The sequence below is a fragment of the Sphingomonas desiccabilis genome, assembly GCF_004135605.1.
Classification (GTDB): domain Bacteria; phylum Pseudomonadota; class Alphaproteobacteria; order Sphingomonadales; family Sphingomonadaceae; genus Sphingomonas; species Sphingomonas desiccabilis.
Genome location: NZ_SDPT01000001.1, coordinates 154,805 through 172,739, shown reverse-complemented (window position 1 = coordinate 172,739; position 17,935 = coordinate 154,805). Strand labels below are relative to the sequence as shown.

Here is a 17,935-nt window from a genome sequence, read left to right as displayed (position 1 = left end):
GGGTTCGTCGTTTCAGCGCTTGTTCTTGCGCTTCGGCTTCGGCGCCCGCGCCCCCGCCGCCAGCGCGAGCCCGGCCCACTCCCGCATCGCGTCCGCATCGTCATAGACGTCGTCGGGCGCGCGCCGGTAGTTCATCGATCCCGTCGTGCCGTCGCCCTTGGCATAGGTGAAGCGCGCGCAGTCGGCCGCCTCCCAGGCCGCGTCGCTCTCGGCATCCGCCTTGAACCAGAGCCCTTCATCGAACGCGATCGCAAAGATGGTGCCGTCGCAATAGAGCGTCGCCCCGCCCATCATCCGCCGCGACGTGACGGTGCCGATCGGCGCCAGCGCCTCCGCCACCCATTCGATCAGCCCTGCGTCGACCCCCATCCGGCCCTCTCTCTCGGTCGTACACTCATCCAAGCGGACGGTCGGGCGTGCCCGAACCGAGCCGTTTAGGCGCCGCCCGGGCTTCCCGTAAACGCGTCCCTGTTCAGGGGACGGGCAGAGACCGCAACGGAGACTCAGCTGCCAAGGTCCTTTAGTCTGCCGTGAATACGAACCTTGGGTCAAACCAGGCGACGGCAGTCGCGACAACGACACGGATGTGTCGGGCACGCGCCCCAAGTATTGAACCGCTTCGTTGGCGACTAGACGTGTGTTAGACTGCGTACAGGACGCATTCGCTGCCGGGAGCTACGCCAGTGCCTGCAAAAAGTTCTTCTGCGGCAGAGCGTTTGTTTCTCAAGCTGCAGGCATTTACGCGACTTTCGAGCTTCGACCGGGAGGCACTCGCAGCGCTTGGTCATCTTCAGACGCAGGAGGCGCAGCCGCGCCGCGACCTGATCCGCGAAGGCGAGCAACCCAAGGCCGTGCGCCTGATCCTCAGCGGCTGGGCCTGCCGCTACAAGGACCTGCCGGATGGGCGGCGGCAGATCGTCGGCTTCTTCGTGCCTGGCGATTTCTGCGACCTCAACGTCTACATCCTGAAGGAGATGGACCATTCGCTCAGCGCGATCACCCGCGTGCTCTACGCGGAGATCGCGCCCGACGAGATGGAGCGACTGATCGATGAGCGGCCGCGCATCTCCCAGGCCTTGCTCTGGCACGAACTGGTCAACGCCTCGATCCAGCGCGAATGGCTGCTGAATGTCGGACAGCGCAGCGCCCGCGAGCGGATTGCGCATCTCCTGACCGAGTTGTTCCTGCGCCTGCGGGCGGTGAGGCTGACGGAAGGCAACGCCTGCGACTTTCCGTTGACCCAGGCCGACATCGCGGAGGCGACGGGCCTCACCTCTGTGCATGTGAACCGGACCCTCCAGGAACTGCGGCGCGAGGGGCTGATCGAATTAACGCAGCGCCGGCTGATCATTCCCGATCTTGATGCGTTGATGGGGGTAGCCATGTTCAACCCGAACTATCTGCACCTGGATCATGAAGGGCGGCATCTCGACGCCAATGACTGAGTCTCGCGCCTCGCCCAATGAATTCGAGCGCGACAAGCCGCGCACCGATGCGCGTGACGTTGCGGAAGGATCGATCGAGCGTTTGCGGCAGCGCGGCGGCATCTTCGTCGAGGCGGTGCGCGCCACCCGCATGGCAATGGCGCTGACGGATCCGACGCTTCCCGGCAATCCCATTGTGTTCGCCAACCCGTCCTTCCTCGACCTTACCGGCTATTCGATGGACGAGGTGCTGGGTCAGCAGCCCCACTTCATGAACGGTCCGGACACGGACCCCGAAGATGCCGAGCGGTTCCGCCGGATCTTGGAGGCCGACCAGGACGGCGTTGTAGAGACCGTCCAATATGCCAAGGACGGCCGCCGGTTCGTCGCGACGGTCCTCCTGAGCGCCTTCAAGGCCGATGACGGCAGGACGCTCCACCACTTCCTCTCCTGGGCCGACGTCACCCGGCGGGTCGATGCGGAGGAGGACGCCGCCGGTCTGCGCGCCACCCAGGCGGCGCTGCGCGAGAGCGAGGAAAGGCTCAGGCAATTCGGGGAGGCGGCGCACGACATTTTGTGGATTCGACATGCCGAGACACTGCAATGGGTTTATCTGACTCCCGCCTTTGAGACGATCTACGGCCTCAGTCGGGAGGAGGCGCTCAAGGGCGACAATTACCGCAGCTGGCTCGACCTGATCGTCCCGGAGGACCGGGAGCACGCGCAGCAGGCGATCGAGAAGGTCCGAGCGGGCCAGCACGTCACCTTCGAATATCGCATTCGGCGGCCGAGCGACGGCACGACCCGCCGGCTCCGCAACACCGATTTCCCGATTGCCGACGGCACCGGCAGCATCCCGATCATCGGCGGCATCAGCCATGACGTGACCGAACTGCGCGAGAGCGAAGAGCGGCGGCGCTCGAGCGAGGAACGGTTCGGCCTGATCGTCGAGAATACCCGCGATTATGCGATCTTCACTACCGATCCCGATGGCAGGATCGACCGCTGGTATGATGGCGCCGCCGCCGTGTTCGGCTGGACGGAAGCGGAAGCGGTGGGACAGTTTGCCGAGATCACCTTCACACCCGAGGACCGCGCTGGAGGTAAAGCGGCGGAAGAGCGGGACGCCGCGGCGCGGGACGGCCGGGTTCCGGACGTGCGCTGGCACTTCCGAAAGGACGGCAAGCGCATCTTCATCGAAGGGATCGCGAGCGCACTTCGGGACGAAGATGGCGAGCTGACCGGCTTCCTCAAGATCGGCCAGAACGTGACCGAGCGACGGAGGGCGGAGGAGCGTCAAAACATCTTGCTCGCCGAGTTGCAGCACCGGGTGCGCAACATCATGGCCATGCTTCGCTCGGTCGCGCGGCGCACGGGGGAAACCGCAGAGACGGTGGATGACTATGTGCAGCATTTCGAAGGACGGATCAGCGCAATGGCGCGGACTCAAGCACTGCTGACCCGCGACGTGAATGCAGCTGTCGATCTCCAGAACCTGCTTCTGGACGAGTTAGAGATGCAGGCGGCGCAGCCGGAGCAATACAGGATCACGGGACCGGACGTATCGCTACCTCCGAAGGCGGCGGAGGTGCTCGGCCTTGCTCTCCACGAGCTGGCGACGAATGCCGTCAAATATGGCGCTCTGAGCGGGGAGCACGGCTGGATCGATGTGCGGTGGGCGCTGCTTGGTGGTGAAGGGAAGCCCCTGCTCAGCCTGATCTGGTCGGAACTCGGCGTCAGCATAGACGGCGCGCCCAGCCGTCAGGGCTTCGGGACGGAGCTCATCACGCAGCGGGTGCCCTATGAACTACAGGGAACGGGCACGATGGAGTTCAGGCCGACGGGGCTCGTCGCGACTCTCGAATTCCCGCTCGAGGACATCCCCAGCATCCTGCAAACCGACGACGGGCGGGAGAAATCGTCATGACGCATGAGCGGCCGCTTATGGATAAGCGCATTCTCATCCTTGAGGACGACTTTTACCTCGCGGATGACGAGAAGGCGCTGCTCGAAAAGGCCGGCGCAACCGTGGTCGGGCCATTCGGGCGATCATGCCGGGAGGAGGATCTCTTCGCGTCCGGTGAACTCGACGCAGCAGTAGTGGATATCAATCTCGGCGCCGGCCCCAGCTTCGACTTGGCCCGTGCCCTGGCGGATCGGCGCGTACCGTTCGTCTTCGTCACCGGCTATGACGAAGCAGTCATCCCTGGCGATCTCTCGCACGCTGTCCGCTTGGAAAAGCCGTTGCGCGAGCGGCAACTCGTCGCGACCATGGCGCGCCTGGTGGCGGGACAGACCGAGGCAAACGGTTGAAGCGCCTCCACCTCCCGACGGTCGGCGGCCGTTTGCTTTAGAGCAGCGGATAGGCGAGCTCCCCGACGCTCCGCGCACGATCCGGAAGCGATCACGTCCCGGTTTACGGCCTGGAGGGTCACTCCCCGGCCAGCCGGGACAGCGCCTCGCCCGAAACCCGGTAGATGCGCCACGGCATCGGCTCGGCGCCGAGACTCCGGTAGAAGCCGGCGGCGGCGGCGTTGGTGTCGCTCACCGCCCATTCGACACGCGTGCACCCGCGCGCGACGCCGACCGCCGCGACATGGGCGAGCAGCGCCCGGCCCGCGCCGGAGCCGCGCGCTTCGGGCGCGACGTACAGGTCCTCCAGATACAGGCCGTTCCAGCCGCTCCAGGTCGAATGCTTGTGAAAGAACAGCGCGGTGCCCACCGCTTGTCCGTCCTGCTCGGCGATCGCCGCCTCGACCCCGCGCTCCTCGAGCGCCCGGCGCAGCAGCGCCTCGGTCGCGACCAGCTTGTCCTCGGCGTCCTCGTGGCGCGCGAGATCGCGCACGAAGCCGAAGATCAGCCCCGCGTCGTCCGGAGTGGCGGTTCGGATCGCGATCATGCGCCTGCCTCGCTCTGGGAAACCGGGGCGGCGCCGCGCACCGCGACCAGGCAGCCGCCGACGATCAGCAGCGCACCCGCGACGGTGAACGGCGACACCCGCTCGTCGAACACGAGGTAGCCGAGCAGCGCCGCCCAGACAAAGGCGGTGTATTCGACGGGTGCCAGCACCTGCGCCTCCGCCCGGCCATAGGACCAGGCGAGCAGCAGCGCCGAGATCGACCCCAGAATCGCCGAGCCGACGATCGGCACCAGCTGGTCGCTCGCCGGCCAGGTCGCCAGCCAGGGTGCTCCCAGCGCCAGAAGCACGCCGATCACCAGGCTGGTGAACAGCGTCACCTCCAGCGGGTCGGCGAGCTGTGCCTGCCGGCGCAGCAGAATGAGACTATAGGCGTAGAGCACCGAGGCGAGCACGATCGCGAGCGCGCCCAGCACCACATCGGCCGAGGCGCCCGCCTGCGCCTGGCCCAGCGCGATCACCAGCACCCCCACGGCCGCCACCACCGATCCCAGGATTGCGGCACGCCGGATCCGCTCGCCAAGCAACGCCGCCGCCAGGAACAGCGCGATCAGCGGCGACAGGAAGGTGAGCGCCACCCCCTGCGCCATCGGCACGCGCACCAGCCCCCAGAAGAACAGCAGCACCGAAAGGCCGGCGGCGAGCCCGCGCACGACATGCAGCCTGAGCGCCTTGCGCGCCGGCCAGCGCTGCCGCCGCGCCAGGAATACCGCGCCCGTCAGCAGCACGCCCGCGACCGAGCGCCACAGGACGGCGCTGTACGCACCGCTGGCGATGCTCAGCCCCTTCATCAGGGCGTCCATGCACGAATAGATGGCGATGCCCGCCGATGCCGCCGCAAAGGCAACGGCGGGCGGGGTGTGGCTCCGGGTCATGGCCGGCTCGATGCGCAGCAAACGCCCGCCGCGTCCAGCCGCTTACTCCGCCGCCTGCTCCAGCGCCGCGGCCTGCGCCTCGATCTCGGCGGCCTTGGCCTCGACCAGCCGGACGATGTGGTCGACCATGTCGGCGTCCTCGACATGGTGGTCGGTGACGCCCGACAGATAGACCATGTGGCGGCCGTTGCCGCCGCCGGTGATGCCGATGTCGGTCTCGCGCGCCTCGCCGGGGCCGTTTACCACGCAGCCGAGCACCGACAGCGACATCGGCGTGCGGATGTGCTGCAGCCGCTCCTCCAGCTTCTGGACGGTGCGGATCACGTCGAAGCCCTGGCGCGCGCACGACGGGCACGACACCACGCGCACGCCGCGGTTGCGGATGCCCAGCGCCTTCAGGATCTCGAAGCCGACGCGCACTTCCTCTTCCGGCTCGGCCGAGAGCGACACGCGGATGGTGTCGCCGATGCCGAACCACAACAGCGATCCGATGCCGATCGACGACTTGACGGTGCCGCCGATCAGGCCGCCCGCCTCGGTGATGCCCAGGTGCAGCGGGCAGTCGGTCGCCTCGGCCAGCCCCTGATAGGCGGCGACCGCCAGGAACACGTCCGACGCCTTCACCGCCACCTTGTATTCGTGGAAGTCATGGTCCTGGAGCAGCTTGATGTGGTCGAGCGCACTTTCGACCAGCGCCTCCGGGCACGGCTCGCCGTACTTCTCCAGCAAGTCCTTTTCCAGGGAGCCGGCGTTGACGCCGATGCGGATCGCGCAGCCGTTTGCCTTGGCGGCGCGGACCACCTCGGCCACCCGCTCCGACGAGCCGATGTTGCCCGGGTTGATGCGCAGGCAGGCGGCACCCGCGTCGGCGGCTTCCAGCGCGCGCTTGTAGTGGAAATGGATGTCCGCGACGATCGGCACCCGCGACGCGCGCACGATCTGCTTGAGCGCGGTGCTCGATTCCACGTCGGGGCAGGACACGCGGATGATGTCGACCCCCGCCTCTTCGCAGCGGCGGATCTGGTCCACGGTCGCGCGCACGTCCGGCGTCGGCGTATTGGTCATCGTCTGCACCGTCACCGGGGCATCGCCGCCGACGGGCACGTTGCCGACCATGATCTGGCGGCTCGGACGGCGGACGATATCGCGCCAGGGGCGGACGGACATGAGGTTCTTCTCGCAGAGGCTGTCGGGGCTATGCCCCATATAGCGGCGCACTGCGGCAGGCGGAAGGCAGGGCGTCCGCCGCGGCATCGGGGTGCTGGGGAGAACCAGCCCTGCCCAAACCCTTTTGCGTACCCCGGCGTAGGCCGGGGCCCAGGTGGGGGACGTTCGAGGCTCCTAACCCTGGCTTCCCAACTGGACCCCGGCCTTCGCCGGGGTACGGGTTCGGGGTACCGGAATGCCGCCACCGCTTCTGCCCGGATGCATCCTGCGCTACAGCCACCCGTCCTTCTGGAGCCGCACGATGCGCCTAGCCCTGTTGATCGGAGCCCTGTTGATGTCCTCTCCCGCCGCCGCCGAGCAGAAGCCCGCCTGGTCGCTGGTGATCCACGGCGGCGCCGGCGTGATCGAGCGCGCCCGCATGACGCCCGAACGCGAGGCCGCCGCCCGCGCCGGCCTCGACGCCGCGCTCGCCGCCGGCGAAGCCGTGCTTGCGAAGGGCGGCAGCGCCGTCGATGCGGTGGAAGCCGCGATCCACGTGCTGGAGGACGATCCCAGCTTCAATGCGGGCCGCGGTGCCGTCTTCACCTATGAAGGCACCAACGAGCTCGACGCCGCGATCATGGACGGCTCGACCCGCGCCGCTGGTGCGGTCGCCGGCGTCACCCGCACCCGCCACCCCGTCAGCCTCGCCCGCGCGGTGATGGAAAAGAGCCCGCACGTGCTGCTCGCCGGCAAGGGCGCCGACATCTTCTCGACCGAACAGGGGCTGGAGCAGGTCGATCCCAGCTGGTTCGCGACCGACGAACGCCGCCGCCAGCTCGATGAGCTCAAGGCCAAGAAGCTCGGCTGGTTCGACGTCGACATGAAGTACGGCACCGTCGGCGCGGTCGCGCGCGACCAGGCCGGCCATGTCGCCGCCGCCACCTCGACCGGCGGCGTCACCGGCAAGCGCTGGGGCCGCGTCGGCGATTCGCCGCTGATCGGTGCGGGCACCTATGCCGACGACCGCGCCTGCGCCGTCTCCGCCACGGGCGCGGGCGAGTTCTTCATCCGCGAGGGCGTCGCGCACGAGATCTGCGCCCGCATCCGGTTCAAGGGCGAGAGCCTGCAACAGGCCGCCGACACGGTGATGGCGGAGACGCAGGCGCTGGGCGGCACCGGCGGCGTCATCGTCACCGGCCCCAACGGCGAGGCGAGCTGGAGCTTCAACACGCCGGGCATGTACCGGGGCAAGGTCGCGGCCGGCGGCAAGCGCATCGTCGCGATCTACGGCGACGAGGGCTGATCGCCCGCCCCGGCCGCCTTGCCGCGGCGGCCGGGACGCCCACATGGGGCGGCATGGAAGCGTTTCGCAGCACTCCGGCTGAGCGCGCCCGCGGCGCCGTCGCGGCGATGGCGGTGTCGCTGGGGCTCGGCGCCGCCCTTGTCGCGGGGCTCTCCGTCGACGTGCGCCAGCTTGCGGAGCGCGCGCCCAGCGTCTTCGGAATCCTCCCCACCCCTGAACCCGAGCCGACCCCGCCCGTCCGCTCCCGGCCGAAGCGCGAAGTGCGCGAAGCGCCCAAGCGCGCCACAGCGCCCCGGCCGGAGGGTGCCGCCTCCCCCGCCAACCTGCGGGGCAAGGCGACCGAGATCGTCGCCCCACCGGTGCCGATCGTCCTCCAGTCGCCGCCGATGGTCACCGCCGAGCTCGCCGGCACCGGCAGCCAGGCGAACACCGGCGCCGCCCCGATCAGGGGTCCCGGCACCGGCAGCGGCGGCGTGGGGAATGGCACCGGCAGCGGCGCCGGCGGGGATGGCGACGGCGGCGGCGGTGGCGGCGCAGGTGAGACCCCGCCCCGCTGGCGCAGCGGCGACCTGAGCGATGCCGACTACCCGGAGGCGCTGTGGGCGGCCGGGCTCGGTGGCACGGTGGAGGTCCGCTATGTGGTCGAGGTCAACGGACGCGTCGGCGACTGCGAAATCGTCACCTCGAGCGGCTATCCCCAACTCGACTCGCTGACCTGCCGGACGATCCAGCGTCGCTTCCGCTTCCACCCGTCCCGCGATGCCGAAGGCCGCCCGGTCGCATCGACGATCATCGAGAACCACAGCTGGATCCCGCACCCGGAACCAGGCCGTTGAGCGGCAATGCAGGTCTCCGCGTTCGTCCTGAGGTGCCATTGAGCGAAGTCGAAATAGCGAAGGCCGCAGCGGTCCCTGGACACGGGTCCTCGACAGGCTCCGCCCCAGCTCGGCACGAATGGTTCTATTTCAGCGCCTCTCGCCCTACAGCGGCGCCATGATTCGCCGCCTCCTCTTCGCGCTCGCCCTCGTCTTCGTCGCCTCGCCCGCCCAGGCCTATTGGGAATATGGGCATGAAAGCGTCGCCGCGATCGCCTATCGCAACGTCTCCCCCACCACGCGCGCGAAGATCGACGCGCTGCTGCGCCAGCAGAAGCTGCTGGAGACGCCCACCTGCCCCGCCCGCACCATCGAGGAAGCGAGCGTCTGGCCCGATTGCGTCAAGCCGTTGGGCGAACGGTTCAGCTACGCCTTTTCCTGGCACTATCAGAACGTCGACGTGTGCAAGCCGTTCGATCTCAAGTCGGCGTGCAAGGACGGCAATTGCGTGTCGGCGCAGATCACCCGTGACATGAAGCTGCTCCAGGACCCCAAGGTCCCGGTCCGCGAGCGGGTGCAGGCGCTGGTGTTCCTGATCCACTTCGTCGGCGACCTGCACATGCCGCTCCACGCCGGCGACCGCGGCGACCTGGGCGGCAACCGCGTCAAGGCCCGCTACGGCATCTACGGGCCGGATCGCTTCAACCTCCACAGTGTCTGGGACGGCCCGCTCACCGAGCGCGCGGTCTCCACCCCGCCCTCGATCTTCCGCACCTACACCGCCCAGGAGCGTTCGATCCTCGGCGGCGGCAGCGTCGAGGACTGGAGCCGCCAGAGCTGGGAGATCAGCCGCGACTACGCCTATGCCAGTGCCTTCGGCGGCGACGCCTGCGGGCCGGTGCCGGAAGGCCGGGTGACGCTCGACCAGGCTACCATCGACCGGCTCCTGCCGGTCGCTAAGCTGCAGGTCGAGCGCGGCGGCCTCCGCCTCGCCCGACTGCTGGACGAGGCGCTCGGCTGAACCACGCATCCGGATCCCGTTTCACGGACGGGCGTTCTTCTCTCCCATGGCGACTGCCGCACCGGTGGAACGGCTGGCCGCTGTGGGCCTCGGTGGCTTCACCTTCCGTTCAGGCGGGGAGACGCCTTTGAAAGGCCCGTTTCACGGGGCTCTTCGGGCGGCGCAGGGAGCGCCGACCGGTCCTTAAAGGGAGGATGAAGATGCGTATCCGTTCCATGATTCTCTTGGCCGCAGGCGCTGCGTCGCTCGCCGCCTGTTCCAAGGACCCGCCTGTCGCCACCACCCCGCCGCCGCCGCCGGGCGCGGTTTCGGGTAGCGTCGCTGCCGATCGTGACGGCGACGGCATCATCGACGGCTATTACACCTCGGACGGCATCTATCACCCGCTCGCGCCGCCGGCACCGCCGCCCCCGCCGCCGCCGCCGCCCACCCCGCGGGGAGAACGCGGCTGATCCGTCTCGACCGGGGGATGCGGCACTGCCGCATCCCCGCCATTCTGCTTCTGATCGCCACCGCCGGGACCGGACTCGCCCCGACTGGGGACGCGCGCGCCTATGCCCAGGCAAAGAAGTCCGCCCCCGCTAGGAAGTCCGCCGCAAGGAAGCCGGCGCCCAAAAAGGCGGCGGCGAAGCCCGCGCCCAGCGAGCCGGAGGCGACCCCCGCCACCCGCGCCGTCGCGGTGCAGATCCGCGAGCAGGCCGGCGGCAAGGTCAAGGGCTTCTACGCCGATCGCGGCTTCTGGCCGATCTGGGCGGCGAGCGGCCGGCTGGGCCCGGAGGCCGACGCCTTCGTCGACATGATCGAGACCGCAGACCTCGATGGCCTGCGCCCCAACAGCTACGGGCCGGAGGGGCTGCGCAAGGCGGTGGCCGCGGCGCGCAGCGGCGACCCCGTCGCCGTCGCCCAGGCCGAACTCGCGCTCTCGCGCGCGCTTGCCGACTATGTGGCGGATGTCCGCCGCCCGCGCGACACGGGCATGACCTACCTCGACGACGAGGTGAAGCCGCGCAAGCTCAAGGCCGAGAACGTGCTGCGCGCGGCGGTGCTCACCAAGTCGTTCGGGAGCTACATCCGCGACATGGGCTGGATGAGCCCGCATTACGTCCGCCTGCGCACGCTGCTGGCGACCCCGGGCCTGTCCCCGGACGACCGCGCGCGCCTGCGCATCAACCTCGATCGCGCGCGCCTGCTGCCCGGCGCCTGGACCCGCCACATCGTCGTCGATGCCGCCTCGGCACGCCTCTATTTCTACCAGGGCGGCAAGCAGGTGGGCACCATGCGCGTCGTCGTCGGCACGCCGCAGACGCAGACGCCGATGCTCGCCGGCATGGTGCGCTACGCGATCCTGAACCCCTATTGGAACGTGCCGACCGACCTCGTCCAAAAGAAGATCGCGCCCAAGGTGCTCGCCGGTCAGTCGCTCACCGCCATGCGGTTCGAGGCGCTGTCCGACTGGAGCGAGAACGCCACCAGGCTCGACCCCAAGGCGATCGACTGGCACGCCGTCGCCGCCGGCCAGCAGGAAGTGCGCGTGCGCCAGCTGCCCGGACCCGCCAACTCGATGGGCCGGGTGAAGTTCATGTTCCCCAACGACCTCGGCATCTACCTGCACGACACCAACGAGAAGGCGCTGATGAAGAAGCCCGCGCGGCACTTCAGCAACGGCTGCGTGCGGCTGGAGGATGCCCCGACGCTCGGCAAATGGCTGCTCGGCAAGCCGATCACCACCGTAGCCAAAAAGCCGGAGCAGGCCGCGCCCTTGCCCCAGGCGGTGCCCGTCTACCTCACCTATTTCACCGCCACCGCCGCGCCCAAGGGCGTCGCCTTCCTCCCCGACGTCTACGGCCGCGACACCCGCGGCTGACGATTGTCGGGCGGGCGGCTCCGGCGCGCCCGCGCGGACCGCCCGCCGCGCCGCCGCCTGTTAGCACCCTGGCAACTTCCGCCTGCCACCCTGCCGGCATGAGCAATCGCTTCCCGCATCTGCGGCAGGGGCAGACCGCCCCGGGCTCGTTCGGCTCGCGCCGCGCCTCCGCACGGCGTCTGGGCTATCCGGCAATCGTCGCGGGCGGCTGCGCGCTGGTGTTCGCCGCGACCTGGATCGCGACCCCAGGCCTCCAGCGGCTGTGGGCGCAAACCTCTCCCCGGTCCGCACCCTCCCCGGACGTGCAGGATCCCGAAGCGGCCGAGCGCTCGGTGTATTTCCGCGGCTGCAACGAGGCGCGCGCCGCGGGTGCCGCGCCGATCCACCGCGGCTCCCCCGGCTATCGCCCGGAGATGGACGGCGACCGCGACGGGGTCGCCTGTGAATCCTACGGCAGAAGCGGCGGCGGCGGCTACAGCTTCCGCCGCCACCGCCGCCGCCACTGATCAGCCCAGCGCCGCCTTCAGCTTGGCAAAGAAGCCCTGGCTCTCGGGGCACTCGTCGCCGGTCTCGGTCTCGCGGAACGCTTCCAGCAGCTCGCGCTGCTTGGACGACAGCCGCGTCGGCGTCTCCACCTCGACCCGGACCACCAGGTCGCCAAAGCCGCGGCCCTGCAGCACCGGCATGCCGGCCCCGCGCTGGCGCAGCTCGCGGCCGGACTGGATGCCGGCCGGGATGCGGACGGTGCGGACGTCGCCGTCCAGCCCCGGGATCTCGATCTCGCCGCCCAGCGCCGCCGTGGTGAAGCTGATCGGCGCGCGCGCGTAGAGCGTCGTGCCCTCGCGCTCGAACAGCGGGTGCCGCTTCACGTGCATGAAGATGTAGAGGTCGCCCGCAGGCGCCCCACGCGCGCCCGCCTCGCCCTCGCCGGTCAGGCGGATGCGGGTGCCCTCGTCGACGCCCGGCGGCACGTTGACCGACAGCGTCTTGGTCTGCTCGACCCGGCCCTCGCCGTGGCAGGCCGGGCACGGGTCGCTGATCACCTGGCCGGCGCCATGGCAGGTCGGGCACGCGCGCTCGACCACGAAGAAGCCCTGCTGCGCGCGCACCTTGCCGTGGCCGGCGCAGGTGGTGCAGGTCTTGGCCGCCGTCCCCGGCTTGGCACCCGTGCCGCCGCAGGGCGCACAGGCGCTGGAGACGTCGACCGTGATCTCGGTCGCCTTGCCATGGAACGCCTCGTCGATCGTGATTTCCATGTCGTAGCGCAGGTCGGCACCCCGGCGCGGGCCAGCGCGCCCGCCGCCGCCGCGACCGCCCATGAACTCGCCGAACACACTTTCGAAGATGTCGGAAAAGCCGCCGAAGTCCTGCGCGCCGCCACCGCCGCCGCCGCCCTGGCGAAACGCGGCATGGCCGTAGCGGTCGTAGGCCGCGCGCTTCTGCGGATCCTTCAGCACCTCATAGGCTTCGGACACCGCCTTGAACTTGGCCTCGGAGTCCTTGCACCCGGCGTTCCTGTCCGGGTGATACTGCATCGCCATCTTGCGATAGGCGGACTTGAGCGTCGCGCCATCGGCGGTGCGCTCGCATCCGAGCAGTTCGTAATAGTCGACTTCGGTGCTCATGCCGCTTCCATCTGCCGCCGGTCGCAGCCGGAGGCGCCGGCGCGCACGCTAACTGGCGTACCCCGGCGCAAGGGCCGGGGCACACCAGCAGGCGCGCCCCGGCATCGTCTTACTTCTTGCTGTCGTCGACTTCGGAGAATTCCGCGTCGACCACATCGTCGTCCTGAGCGGCAGCACCGCCCTCGGCACCCGGCGAAGCCTCGGCCTGCTGCTGCTGCTCGTAGATCGCCTGGCCCAGCTTCATCGCGACCTGGGCGAGCTCCTGCGCCTTGGTGGTCATCTGGTCGGCGTCGCCGCTTTCCACTGCCGCCTTGGTCTCGGCGATCTTGCCCTCGATCTCGCTCTTCAGGCTCGCGTCGACCTTGTCGCCATTGTCGGCCAGCTGGCGCTCGGTGGTGTGGATCAGGCTCTCGGCGTTGTTCTTCGCCTCGGCCGCGGCACGGCGCTTCTTGTCCTCCTCGGCGAACTGCTCGGCATCACGCACCATCTGGTCGATGTCGTTGTCCGAGAGACCGCCAGAGGCCTGGATGCGGATCTGCTGCTCCTTGCCCGTGCCCTTGTCCTTGGCTGACACGTTGACGATGCCGTTCGCGTCGATGTCGAAGGTGACCTCGATCTGCGGCACGCCGCGCGGCGCCGGCGGGATGCCGACCAGGTCGAACTGGCCCAGCATCTTGTTGTCCGCCGCCATCTCGCGCTCGCCCTGGAACACGCGGATCGTCACCGCACCCTGGTTGTCGTCGGCGGTCGAATAGACCTGCGACTTCTTGGTCGGGATGGTGGTGTTGCGGTCGATCATCTTGGTCATGATGCCGCCCAGCGTCTCGATGCCCAGCGACAGCGGGGTCACGTCGAGCAGCAGCACGTCCTTGACGTCGCCCTGCAGCACGCCCGCCTGGATCGCGGCACCGATCGCCACGACCTCGTCCGGGTTGACGCCGGTGTGCGGCTCCTTGCCGAAGAAGTCCTTCACGACCGAACGCACCTTGGGCATGCGGGTCATGCCGCCGACCATCACGACCTCGTCGATCGCGCTCGCCTTCACGCCCGCGTCGGCCAGCGCCTTGCGGCACGGCTCCAGCGTGCGCTGGATGAGATCGTCGACCAGCCGCTCCAGGTCGGCGCGGTTGATCGTCTTCACCAGGTGCTTCGGCCCGTTCTGGTCCGCGGTGATGAAGGGCAGGTTGACCTCGGTCGACTGCGCCGAGCTCAGCTCGATCTTCGCCTTCTCGGCCGCTTCCTTCAGCCGCTGGAGCGCCAGCTTGTCCTTGGTGAGGTCGATGCCCTCGGCCTTCTTGAACTCGTCCGCCAGGAACTGCACGACCTTGGAATCGAAGTCCTCGCCGCCCAGGAAGGTGTCGCCGTTGGTGGCCTTCACCTCGAACACCCCGTCGCCGATCTCCAGGATCGAGATGTCGAACGTGCCGCCGCCCAGGTCATAGACCGCGATGGTCTTGTTGTTGTCCTTGTCGAGGCCGTACGCGAGCGCCGCCGCGGTCGGCTCGTTGATGATGCGCAGCACTTCCAGGCCCGCGATCTTGCCGGCGTCCTTGGTCGCCTGGCGCTGCGCGTCGTTGAAGTACGCCGGCACCGTGATCACGGCCTGCGTCACGGTCTCGCCCAGATAGCTCTCGGCGGTTTCCTTCATCTTCTGGAGCGTGAAGGCCGAGATCTGCGAAGGCGAATATTCCTCGCCGCCCGCCTTCACCCACGCGTCGCCGTTCGGGCCGCGTGCGATGCTGTACGGGACCAGCTCGGTGTCCTTCTTGGTGATCGGATCGTCGAAGCGGCGGCCGATCAGGCGCTTCACCGCAAAGATCGTGTTGTCGCCGTTGGTGACCGCCTGGCGCTTGGCCGGCTGGCCGATCAGGCGCTCCCCGTCCTTGGTGAAGGCGACGATCGACGGCGTCGTGCGCGCGCCCTCGGCGTTCTCGATAACCTTGGGCGTACCACCTTCCATCACAGCGACGCAGCTGTTGGTGGTACCCAGATCGATCCCGATTACTTTAGCCATATTCCCTCGTAGGCCCCCGGCTGAGTGTCAAACCATTGGAAACGCGCCCCCGTCCCTGGGCGACGCGTCGTTACGCTGGCGCATATAGGTGGGGTTCCGCTTGCCGCAAGATTTCGCGGAACCTATCCGTTTCCCCGAATGAAGCGGTCGCGGCCGACGCCCGGCCCAAGGGGGAAAACACCATGCCCGCCACCATCGCCGCCGCCCTCGCCCGCTGCGCCCGCGTGCGCCTCCGAGCGCTCCCGCTGCCAGCCCTCCCCCTGCCGGCCCTCTCCCTCTTCGCCCTTCCCCTGCTCGCCGCCTGCGGCACCGCCCAAGCGCCCGCCGAGCCCCAGGTGCAAAAGGCCTGGGTCCGCCTCCCCGCCGTCCCCGGCCGCCCGGCGGCCGGCTATCTGACGCTGGTCGGCGGCACCGGGGACGCGACGCTGGTCGCCGTCACCACGCCCGCCGCCGCCCGCACCGAGCTGCACGAGACCATGAAGATGGACGCCCCCGGCGCGCCCGACCACGCCGGCCACGCGGCGATGGCCGGCATGTCCGGCGCCACCACCATGCGCCCGCTCCAAGCCCTCCCGATCCTCGCCGGCCAGACGGTCAAGCTCGCCCCCGGCGCCCGCCACCTGATGCTGTTCGACATGGACGCGAAGGTGACGCCCGGCGCGAGCGTGCCGCTGCGGCTGGAGCTCGCGGACGGGCGGACGCTGGAGACGCAGGCGAAGGCGGTCGCGGCCGGGGATGCGGGGGTGGAGTGATACCTGTCTGCGCGGTTGCTGCTCTACCAAGAGGTGGCGACAACCTGACAACGAGTGGACAGCCAAGCGACAGATACTTGGCCCTCGTGGCGAAGCAGACAAATGATACAGCCTCAATAGAATGCTCTGTGGGAAGAAGCTTACACTGCCCTTGAGCCGGCCCATTTTCCTGCTCTCAACCCATCTCCTCATCTGGCCGTCTAACTTATAGCGGGCCTAGATCCGAGTTTACGCTACGGGAGAGACTATTAAGCAGGTCGTCTAAGGCTACATTTTCCAGGCTGCGGCGGCTCTATTGAAATGCCTCTTCTAAGTGGCATAGGAAGAGATCCATACTTTGGGAATGCTTACGAGCGTCTTGCAGCATGAATCCAAAGTCCAAGCTGCTTACGGTTCTTGCCACCTGGCTTGATGTCTTTCGCCAAGCCATACCTGCCACTTGATAGGCCTGATGCAGAGTTTCAGCAGGATGTGGGAGGGATTCTGCAAGCCTAGAGCTAAGGGAGTACCCCGTAGCCACCTGAACACTCTCATCGTCCAGAAGCGGATCAATACGCGTGAAATGCGTCACCTCTTCGATAAACCACGCCTCAACTTCTGCCACTGCTACGACCAACTGCACGGGAACGTCACCGTCCGGAACCCGCGTTTGCATTCCGGCTTCCAGAGCGGGCAATTCTTGATGGGTTAGCGGATAGAGATCACGGAGTCCCAACACCGAGCTATATCCAGCAGCCGCCAGTTTCTCGTATCGCTCACGTATGAACGTGAGCACCGCAGCGTCGTTACAGCAATTGGCTATCAGCACCTCTAGATCATTCCCCGGACTATGGTCATGATAATGCTGGACGAACACTCCCCCGTGCTGCACCTCGGAAATAAAGTTCACCCCGCGCGCGCCAGCAACATGAATCACTAGCTTACGAACGAATGCCGCCTCGGTATGGCCCTCGACGAATATTGCGACTTTTTTCAATGTATTACCGGTCCACGAAAAGCTCCGCTGGTAAAGAAGTCAAAGTTAGACAACCCCAGATATTTAAAGCTCTCAAATTCGCGCTGCGAATTGTTCCTATCGAATATGGAAACAGTCCCTCCAGACCGGCTTAGCACATGCCAGTATTCGAGGGAGACCTCATTCATTACAAAGCGGTCGTTAGAGGTCATGATGATTTGAACTTTGGAATCACGGCACTTGTCTATGATAAGGTTGATCAAGCTCTTAGATCTCGCGAAGTCAAGCCCTTCGCCAATATCGTCAATTAGTATCGTGCTTCTGATGCCGCTCATTAGTGAGTAGTTTAGGTGTATTATGATAGCCAACGCCCGGAACATGCCGGTTGACATGTTGAACTGCGTCGTAGGAACAGCAAGATCTCGCTCTTTCACTTGCAGCATTATTGGCAGGTTGCCGCCTATGAACGGCATGCCTTCAGCGTGCACCGCAGCTACGTCCTCGCAATCGTACCCAATAGAAGCTAGGTCGGCTAATATCGCATGATCAAACGGATCACTGAACTTTTGGTACCCGCTGCTATACTGCTCCACGACAGCGTTGGGGTCGACCACCGCCTTCACTTCTCCGTCAGCATCAAAGTTCGACGGCTTGGTGTCCGGACTAACAAGATGAAGCGTCTGACGACCAAGGTCAGTGCTAAAGTGGTAGAAGCGAATTCGCTCAGCCCACGCGAAAAGTGGCTCAAGGTACGGGTGCTGAAGCGAGTCTCTGCGCGCAATCATTGCGACGGTCGTCTCTGGGATGGCAAATTCTACCATCTCCTGCTGCTTTTCATACCAGAGAGAGCCGCCACCCACGCCTTCACGAAGGAGCTTGTCATTCCCGTTCAAGGTCAAACGCTCACCTACGACCTTCCCATCCTCCACATCTAGCGTGATGATCATAACGTTGGTTTCATCGGAAAGCGTGAGTTCCCAATGACCAGATCGCCATGTCATAGGCTGCGCTCGACCGAGAAACATGCTCAAGGCCACGATTGTGTTGAGTACCCGAGATTTACCGGAAGCATTTTGCCCAACGAGGAGATTGACCTCATCGAGGCTGAACTTCTCGACCTCCCAGGCCTGCGGCATGCCAGGAAATTCGGAATACTTATAGTTGCGCAAATGCATTGTCAGAACTCATCCCTCTCGGAGCCAACCATACCTTTCTGCGTGC

At 67.1% G+C, this 17,935-nt stretch carries 18 protein-coding genes; 10 read left to right on the top strand and 8 right to left on the bottom strand.

The annotated features are described in order from the left end of the window. Nucleotides 1–12: 12 nt before the first annotated feature. Nucleotides 13–369: a TfoX/Sxy family protein gene (locus EO081_RS00755; RefSeq protein ID WP_129340069.1), complete on the bottom strand. Its 357-nt coding sequence runs from the start codon at nucleotides 367–369 to the stop codon at nucleotides 13–15. A 314-nt stretch (nucleotides 370–683) separates the two neighbouring features. On the opposite strand from EO081_RS00755, the gene EO081_RS00750 reads away from it, so the two are divergent. The 3 genes from EO081_RS00750 to EO081_RS00740 are packed head-to-tail and all read left to right on the top strand — an operon-like array spanning nucleotide 684 to nucleotide 3,737. Further along, nucleotides 684–1,445: a Crp/Fnr family transcriptional regulator gene (locus EO081_RS00750; protein ID WP_276319814.1), complete on the top strand. Its 762-nt coding sequence runs from the start codon at nucleotides 684–686 to the stop codon at nucleotides 1,443–1,445. Further along, on the top strand, nucleotides 1,438–3,351 hold the full coding sequence (locus EO081_RS00745; protein ID WP_165284414.1) for a PAS domain S-box protein: 1,914 nt from the start codon (nucleotides 1,438–1,440) through the stop codon (nucleotides 3,349–3,351). The genes EO081_RS00750 and EO081_RS00745 overlap by 8 nt, the downstream gene beginning before the upstream one ends. After that, nucleotides 3,348–3,737: a response regulator gene (locus EO081_RS00740; protein WP_183947795.1), complete on the top strand. Its 390-nt coding sequence runs from the start codon at nucleotides 3,348–3,350 to the stop codon at nucleotides 3,735–3,737. The genes EO081_RS00745 and EO081_RS00740 overlap by 4 nt, the downstream gene beginning before the upstream one ends. 118 nt (nucleotides 3,738–3,855) lie before the next feature. On the opposite strand, the gene EO081_RS00735 is transcribed toward EO081_RS00740, so the two are convergent. The 3 genes from EO081_RS00735 to ispG are packed head-to-tail and all read right to left on the bottom strand — an operon-like array spanning nucleotide 3,856 to nucleotide 6,383. Continuing rightward, a complete protein-coding gene (locus EO081_RS00735; RefSeq protein ID WP_129340066.1) occupies nucleotides 3,856–4,323 on the bottom strand; it encodes a GNAT family N-acetyltransferase in 468 nt (155 codons plus the stop codon). Continuing rightward, complete coding sequence (locus tag EO081_RS00730; protein ID WP_129340065.1) at nucleotides 4,320–5,216, bottom strand: DMT family transporter; 897 nt, start codon at nucleotides 5,214–5,216, stop codon at nucleotides 4,320–4,322. The genes EO081_RS00735 and EO081_RS00730 overlap by 4 nt, the downstream gene beginning before the upstream one ends. Nucleotides 5,217–5,258: 42 nt before the next feature. After that, entirely contained in the window at nucleotides 5,259–6,383 is a 1,125-nt protein-coding gene (gene ispG / locus EO081_RS00725; RefSeq protein WP_129340064.1) for a flavodoxin-dependent (E)-4-hydroxy-3-methylbut-2-enyl-diphosphate synthase, read from the bottom strand. Between the two features lie 334 nt (nucleotides 6,384–6,717). Between ispG and EO081_RS00720 the strand changes: the two genes are divergently transcribed. The 6 genes from EO081_RS00720 (at nucleotide 6,718) to EO081_RS00695 (ending at nucleotide 11,874) form a co-directional block, all read left to right on the top strand. After that, on the top strand, nucleotides 6,718–7,668 hold the full coding sequence (locus EO081_RS00720) for an isoaspartyl peptidase/L-asparaginase family protein (RefSeq protein WP_129341366.1): 951 nt from the start codon (nucleotides 6,718–6,720) through the stop codon (nucleotides 7,666–7,668). A gap of 53 nt (nucleotides 7,669–7,721) precedes the next feature. Next, nucleotides 7,722–8,504, top strand: coding sequence for an energy transducer TonB (locus tag EO081_RS00715; RefSeq protein WP_129340063.1), 783 nt, complete (start codon nucleotides 7,722–7,724; stop codon nucleotides 8,502–8,504). 157 nt (nucleotides 8,505–8,661) lie between these two features. Then, nucleotides 8,662–9,504, top strand: coding sequence for a S1/P1 nuclease (locus EO081_RS00710; protein ID WP_129340062.1), 843 nt, complete (start codon nucleotides 8,662–8,664; stop codon nucleotides 9,502–9,504). Between the two features lie 200 nt (nucleotides 9,505–9,704). Further along, nucleotides 9,705–9,956 (top strand): hypothetical protein, encoded by a 252-nt coding sequence (locus EO081_RS00705; protein ID WP_125962493.1) that lies wholly within the window; start codon nucleotides 9,705–9,707, stop codon nucleotides 9,954–9,956. Between the two features lie 17 nt (nucleotides 9,957–9,973). Then, nucleotides 9,974–11,368, top strand: a complete 1,395-nt coding sequence (locus EO081_RS00700) for a L,D-transpeptidase scaffold domain-containing protein (protein ID WP_129340061.1) — start codon at nucleotides 9,974–9,976, stop codon at nucleotides 11,366–11,368. Between the two features lie 98 nt (nucleotides 11,369–11,466). Beyond that, complete coding sequence (locus EO081_RS00695; RefSeq protein WP_129340060.1) at nucleotides 11,467–11,874, top strand: excalibur calcium-binding domain-containing protein; 408 nt, start codon at nucleotides 11,467–11,469, stop codon at nucleotides 11,872–11,874. Here the strand turns inward: EO081_RS00695 and dnaJ are convergent, their stop codons facing one another. Together dnaJ and dnaK are read right to left on the bottom strand one after the other, a co-directional pair. Continuing rightward, on the bottom strand, nucleotides 11,875–12,993 hold the full coding sequence (dnaJ, locus tag EO081_RS00690) for a molecular chaperone DnaJ (protein ID WP_129340059.1): 1,119 nt from the start codon (nucleotides 12,991–12,993) through the stop codon (nucleotides 11,875–11,877). A gap of 109 nt (nucleotides 12,994–13,102) precedes the next feature. Then, nucleotides 13,103–15,007, bottom strand: a complete 1,905-nt coding sequence (gene dnaK, locus EO081_RS00685; RefSeq protein ID WP_129340058.1) for a molecular chaperone DnaK — start codon at nucleotides 15,005–15,007, stop codon at nucleotides 13,103–13,105. A 182-nt stretch (nucleotides 15,008–15,189) separates the two neighbouring features. Between dnaK and EO081_RS00680 the strand changes: the two genes are divergently transcribed. After that, entirely contained in the window at nucleotides 15,190–15,759 is a 570-nt protein-coding gene (locus tag EO081_RS00680) for a copper chaperone PCu(A)C (protein WP_129340057.1), read from the top strand. Between the two features lie 292 nt (nucleotides 15,760–16,051). Here the strand turns inward: EO081_RS00680 and EO081_RS00675 are convergent, their stop codons facing one another. Both EO081_RS00675 and EO081_RS00670 read right to left on the bottom strand, forming a co-directional pair. Continuing rightward, on the bottom strand, nucleotides 16,052–16,735 hold the full coding sequence (locus EO081_RS00675; protein ID WP_129340056.1) for a DUF4276 family protein: 684 nt from the start codon (nucleotides 16,733–16,735) through the stop codon (nucleotides 16,052–16,054). Then, complete coding sequence (locus EO081_RS00670) at nucleotides 16,732–17,889, bottom strand: AAA family ATPase (RefSeq protein ID WP_129340055.1); 1,158 nt, start codon at nucleotides 17,887–17,889, stop codon at nucleotides 16,732–16,734. The genes EO081_RS00675 and EO081_RS00670 overlap by 4 nt, the downstream gene beginning before the upstream one ends. Nucleotides 17,890–17,935 lie beyond the last annotated feature (46 nt).

What these genes read in the sequence shown, in the direction of transcription:
- EO081_RS00710 (WP_129340062.1), top strand. Translation starts at nt 8,662, where the DNA reads ATGATTCGCCGCCTCCTCTTCGCGCTCGCCCTCGTCTTCGTCGCCTCG.
- EO081_RS00715 (WP_129340063.1), top strand. Translation starts at nt 7,722, where the DNA reads ATGGAAGCGTTTCGCAGCACTCCGGCTGAGCGCGCCCGCGGCGCCGTC.
- EO081_RS00730 (WP_129340065.1), bottom strand. Translation starts at nt 5,216, where the DNA reads ATGACCCGGAGCCACACCCCGCCCGCCGTTGCCTTTGCGGCGGCATCG.
- EO081_RS00745 (WP_165284414.1), top strand. Translation starts at nt 1,438, where the DNA reads ATGACTGAGTCTCGCGCCTCGCCCAATGAATTCGAGCGCGACAAGCCG.
- EO081_RS00670 (WP_129340055.1), bottom strand. Translation starts at nt 17,889, where the DNA reads ATGCATTTGCGCAACTATAAGTATTCCGAATTTCCTGGCATGCCGCAG.
- EO081_RS00735 (WP_129340066.1), bottom strand. Translation starts at nt 4,323, where the DNA reads ATGATCGCGATCCGAACCGCCACTCCGGACGACGCGGGGCTGATCTTC.
- EO081_RS00755 (WP_129340069.1), bottom strand. Translation starts at nt 369, where the DNA reads ATGGGGGTCGACGCAGGGCTGATCGAATGGGTGGCGGAGGCGCTGGCG.
- ispG (WP_129340064.1), bottom strand. Translation starts at nt 6,383, where the DNA reads ATGTCCGTCCGCCCCTGGCGCGATATCGTCCGCCGTCCGAGCCGCCAG.
- EO081_RS00695 (WP_129340060.1), top strand. Translation starts at nt 11,467, where the DNA reads ATGAGCAATCGCTTCCCGCATCTGCGGCAGGGGCAGACCGCCCCGGGC.
- dnaK (WP_129340058.1), bottom strand. Translation starts at nt 15,007, where the DNA reads ATGGCTAAAGTAATCGGGATCGATCTGGGTACCACCAACAGCTGCGTC.
- EO081_RS00705 (WP_125962493.1), top strand. Translation starts at nt 9,705, where the DNA reads ATGCGTATCCGTTCCATGATTCTCTTGGCCGCAGGCGCTGCGTCGCTC.
- EO081_RS00740 (WP_183947795.1), top strand. Translation starts at nt 3,348, where the DNA reads ATGACGCATGAGCGGCCGCTTATGGATAAGCGCATTCTCATCCTTGAG.
- EO081_RS00700 (WP_129340061.1), top strand. Translation starts at nt 9,974, where the DNA reads ATGCGGCACTGCCGCATCCCCGCCATTCTGCTTCTGATCGCCACCGCC.
- EO081_RS00720 (WP_129341366.1), top strand. Translation starts at nt 6,718, where the DNA reads ATGTCCTCTCCCGCCGCCGCCGAGCAGAAGCCCGCCTGGTCGCTGGTG.
- EO081_RS00680 (WP_129340057.1), top strand. Translation starts at nt 15,190, where the DNA reads ATGCCCGCCACCATCGCCGCCGCCCTCGCCCGCTGCGCCCGCGTGCGC.
- dnaJ (WP_129340059.1), bottom strand. Translation starts at nt 12,993, where the DNA reads ATGAGCACCGAAGTCGACTATTACGAACTGCTCGGATGCGAGCGCACC.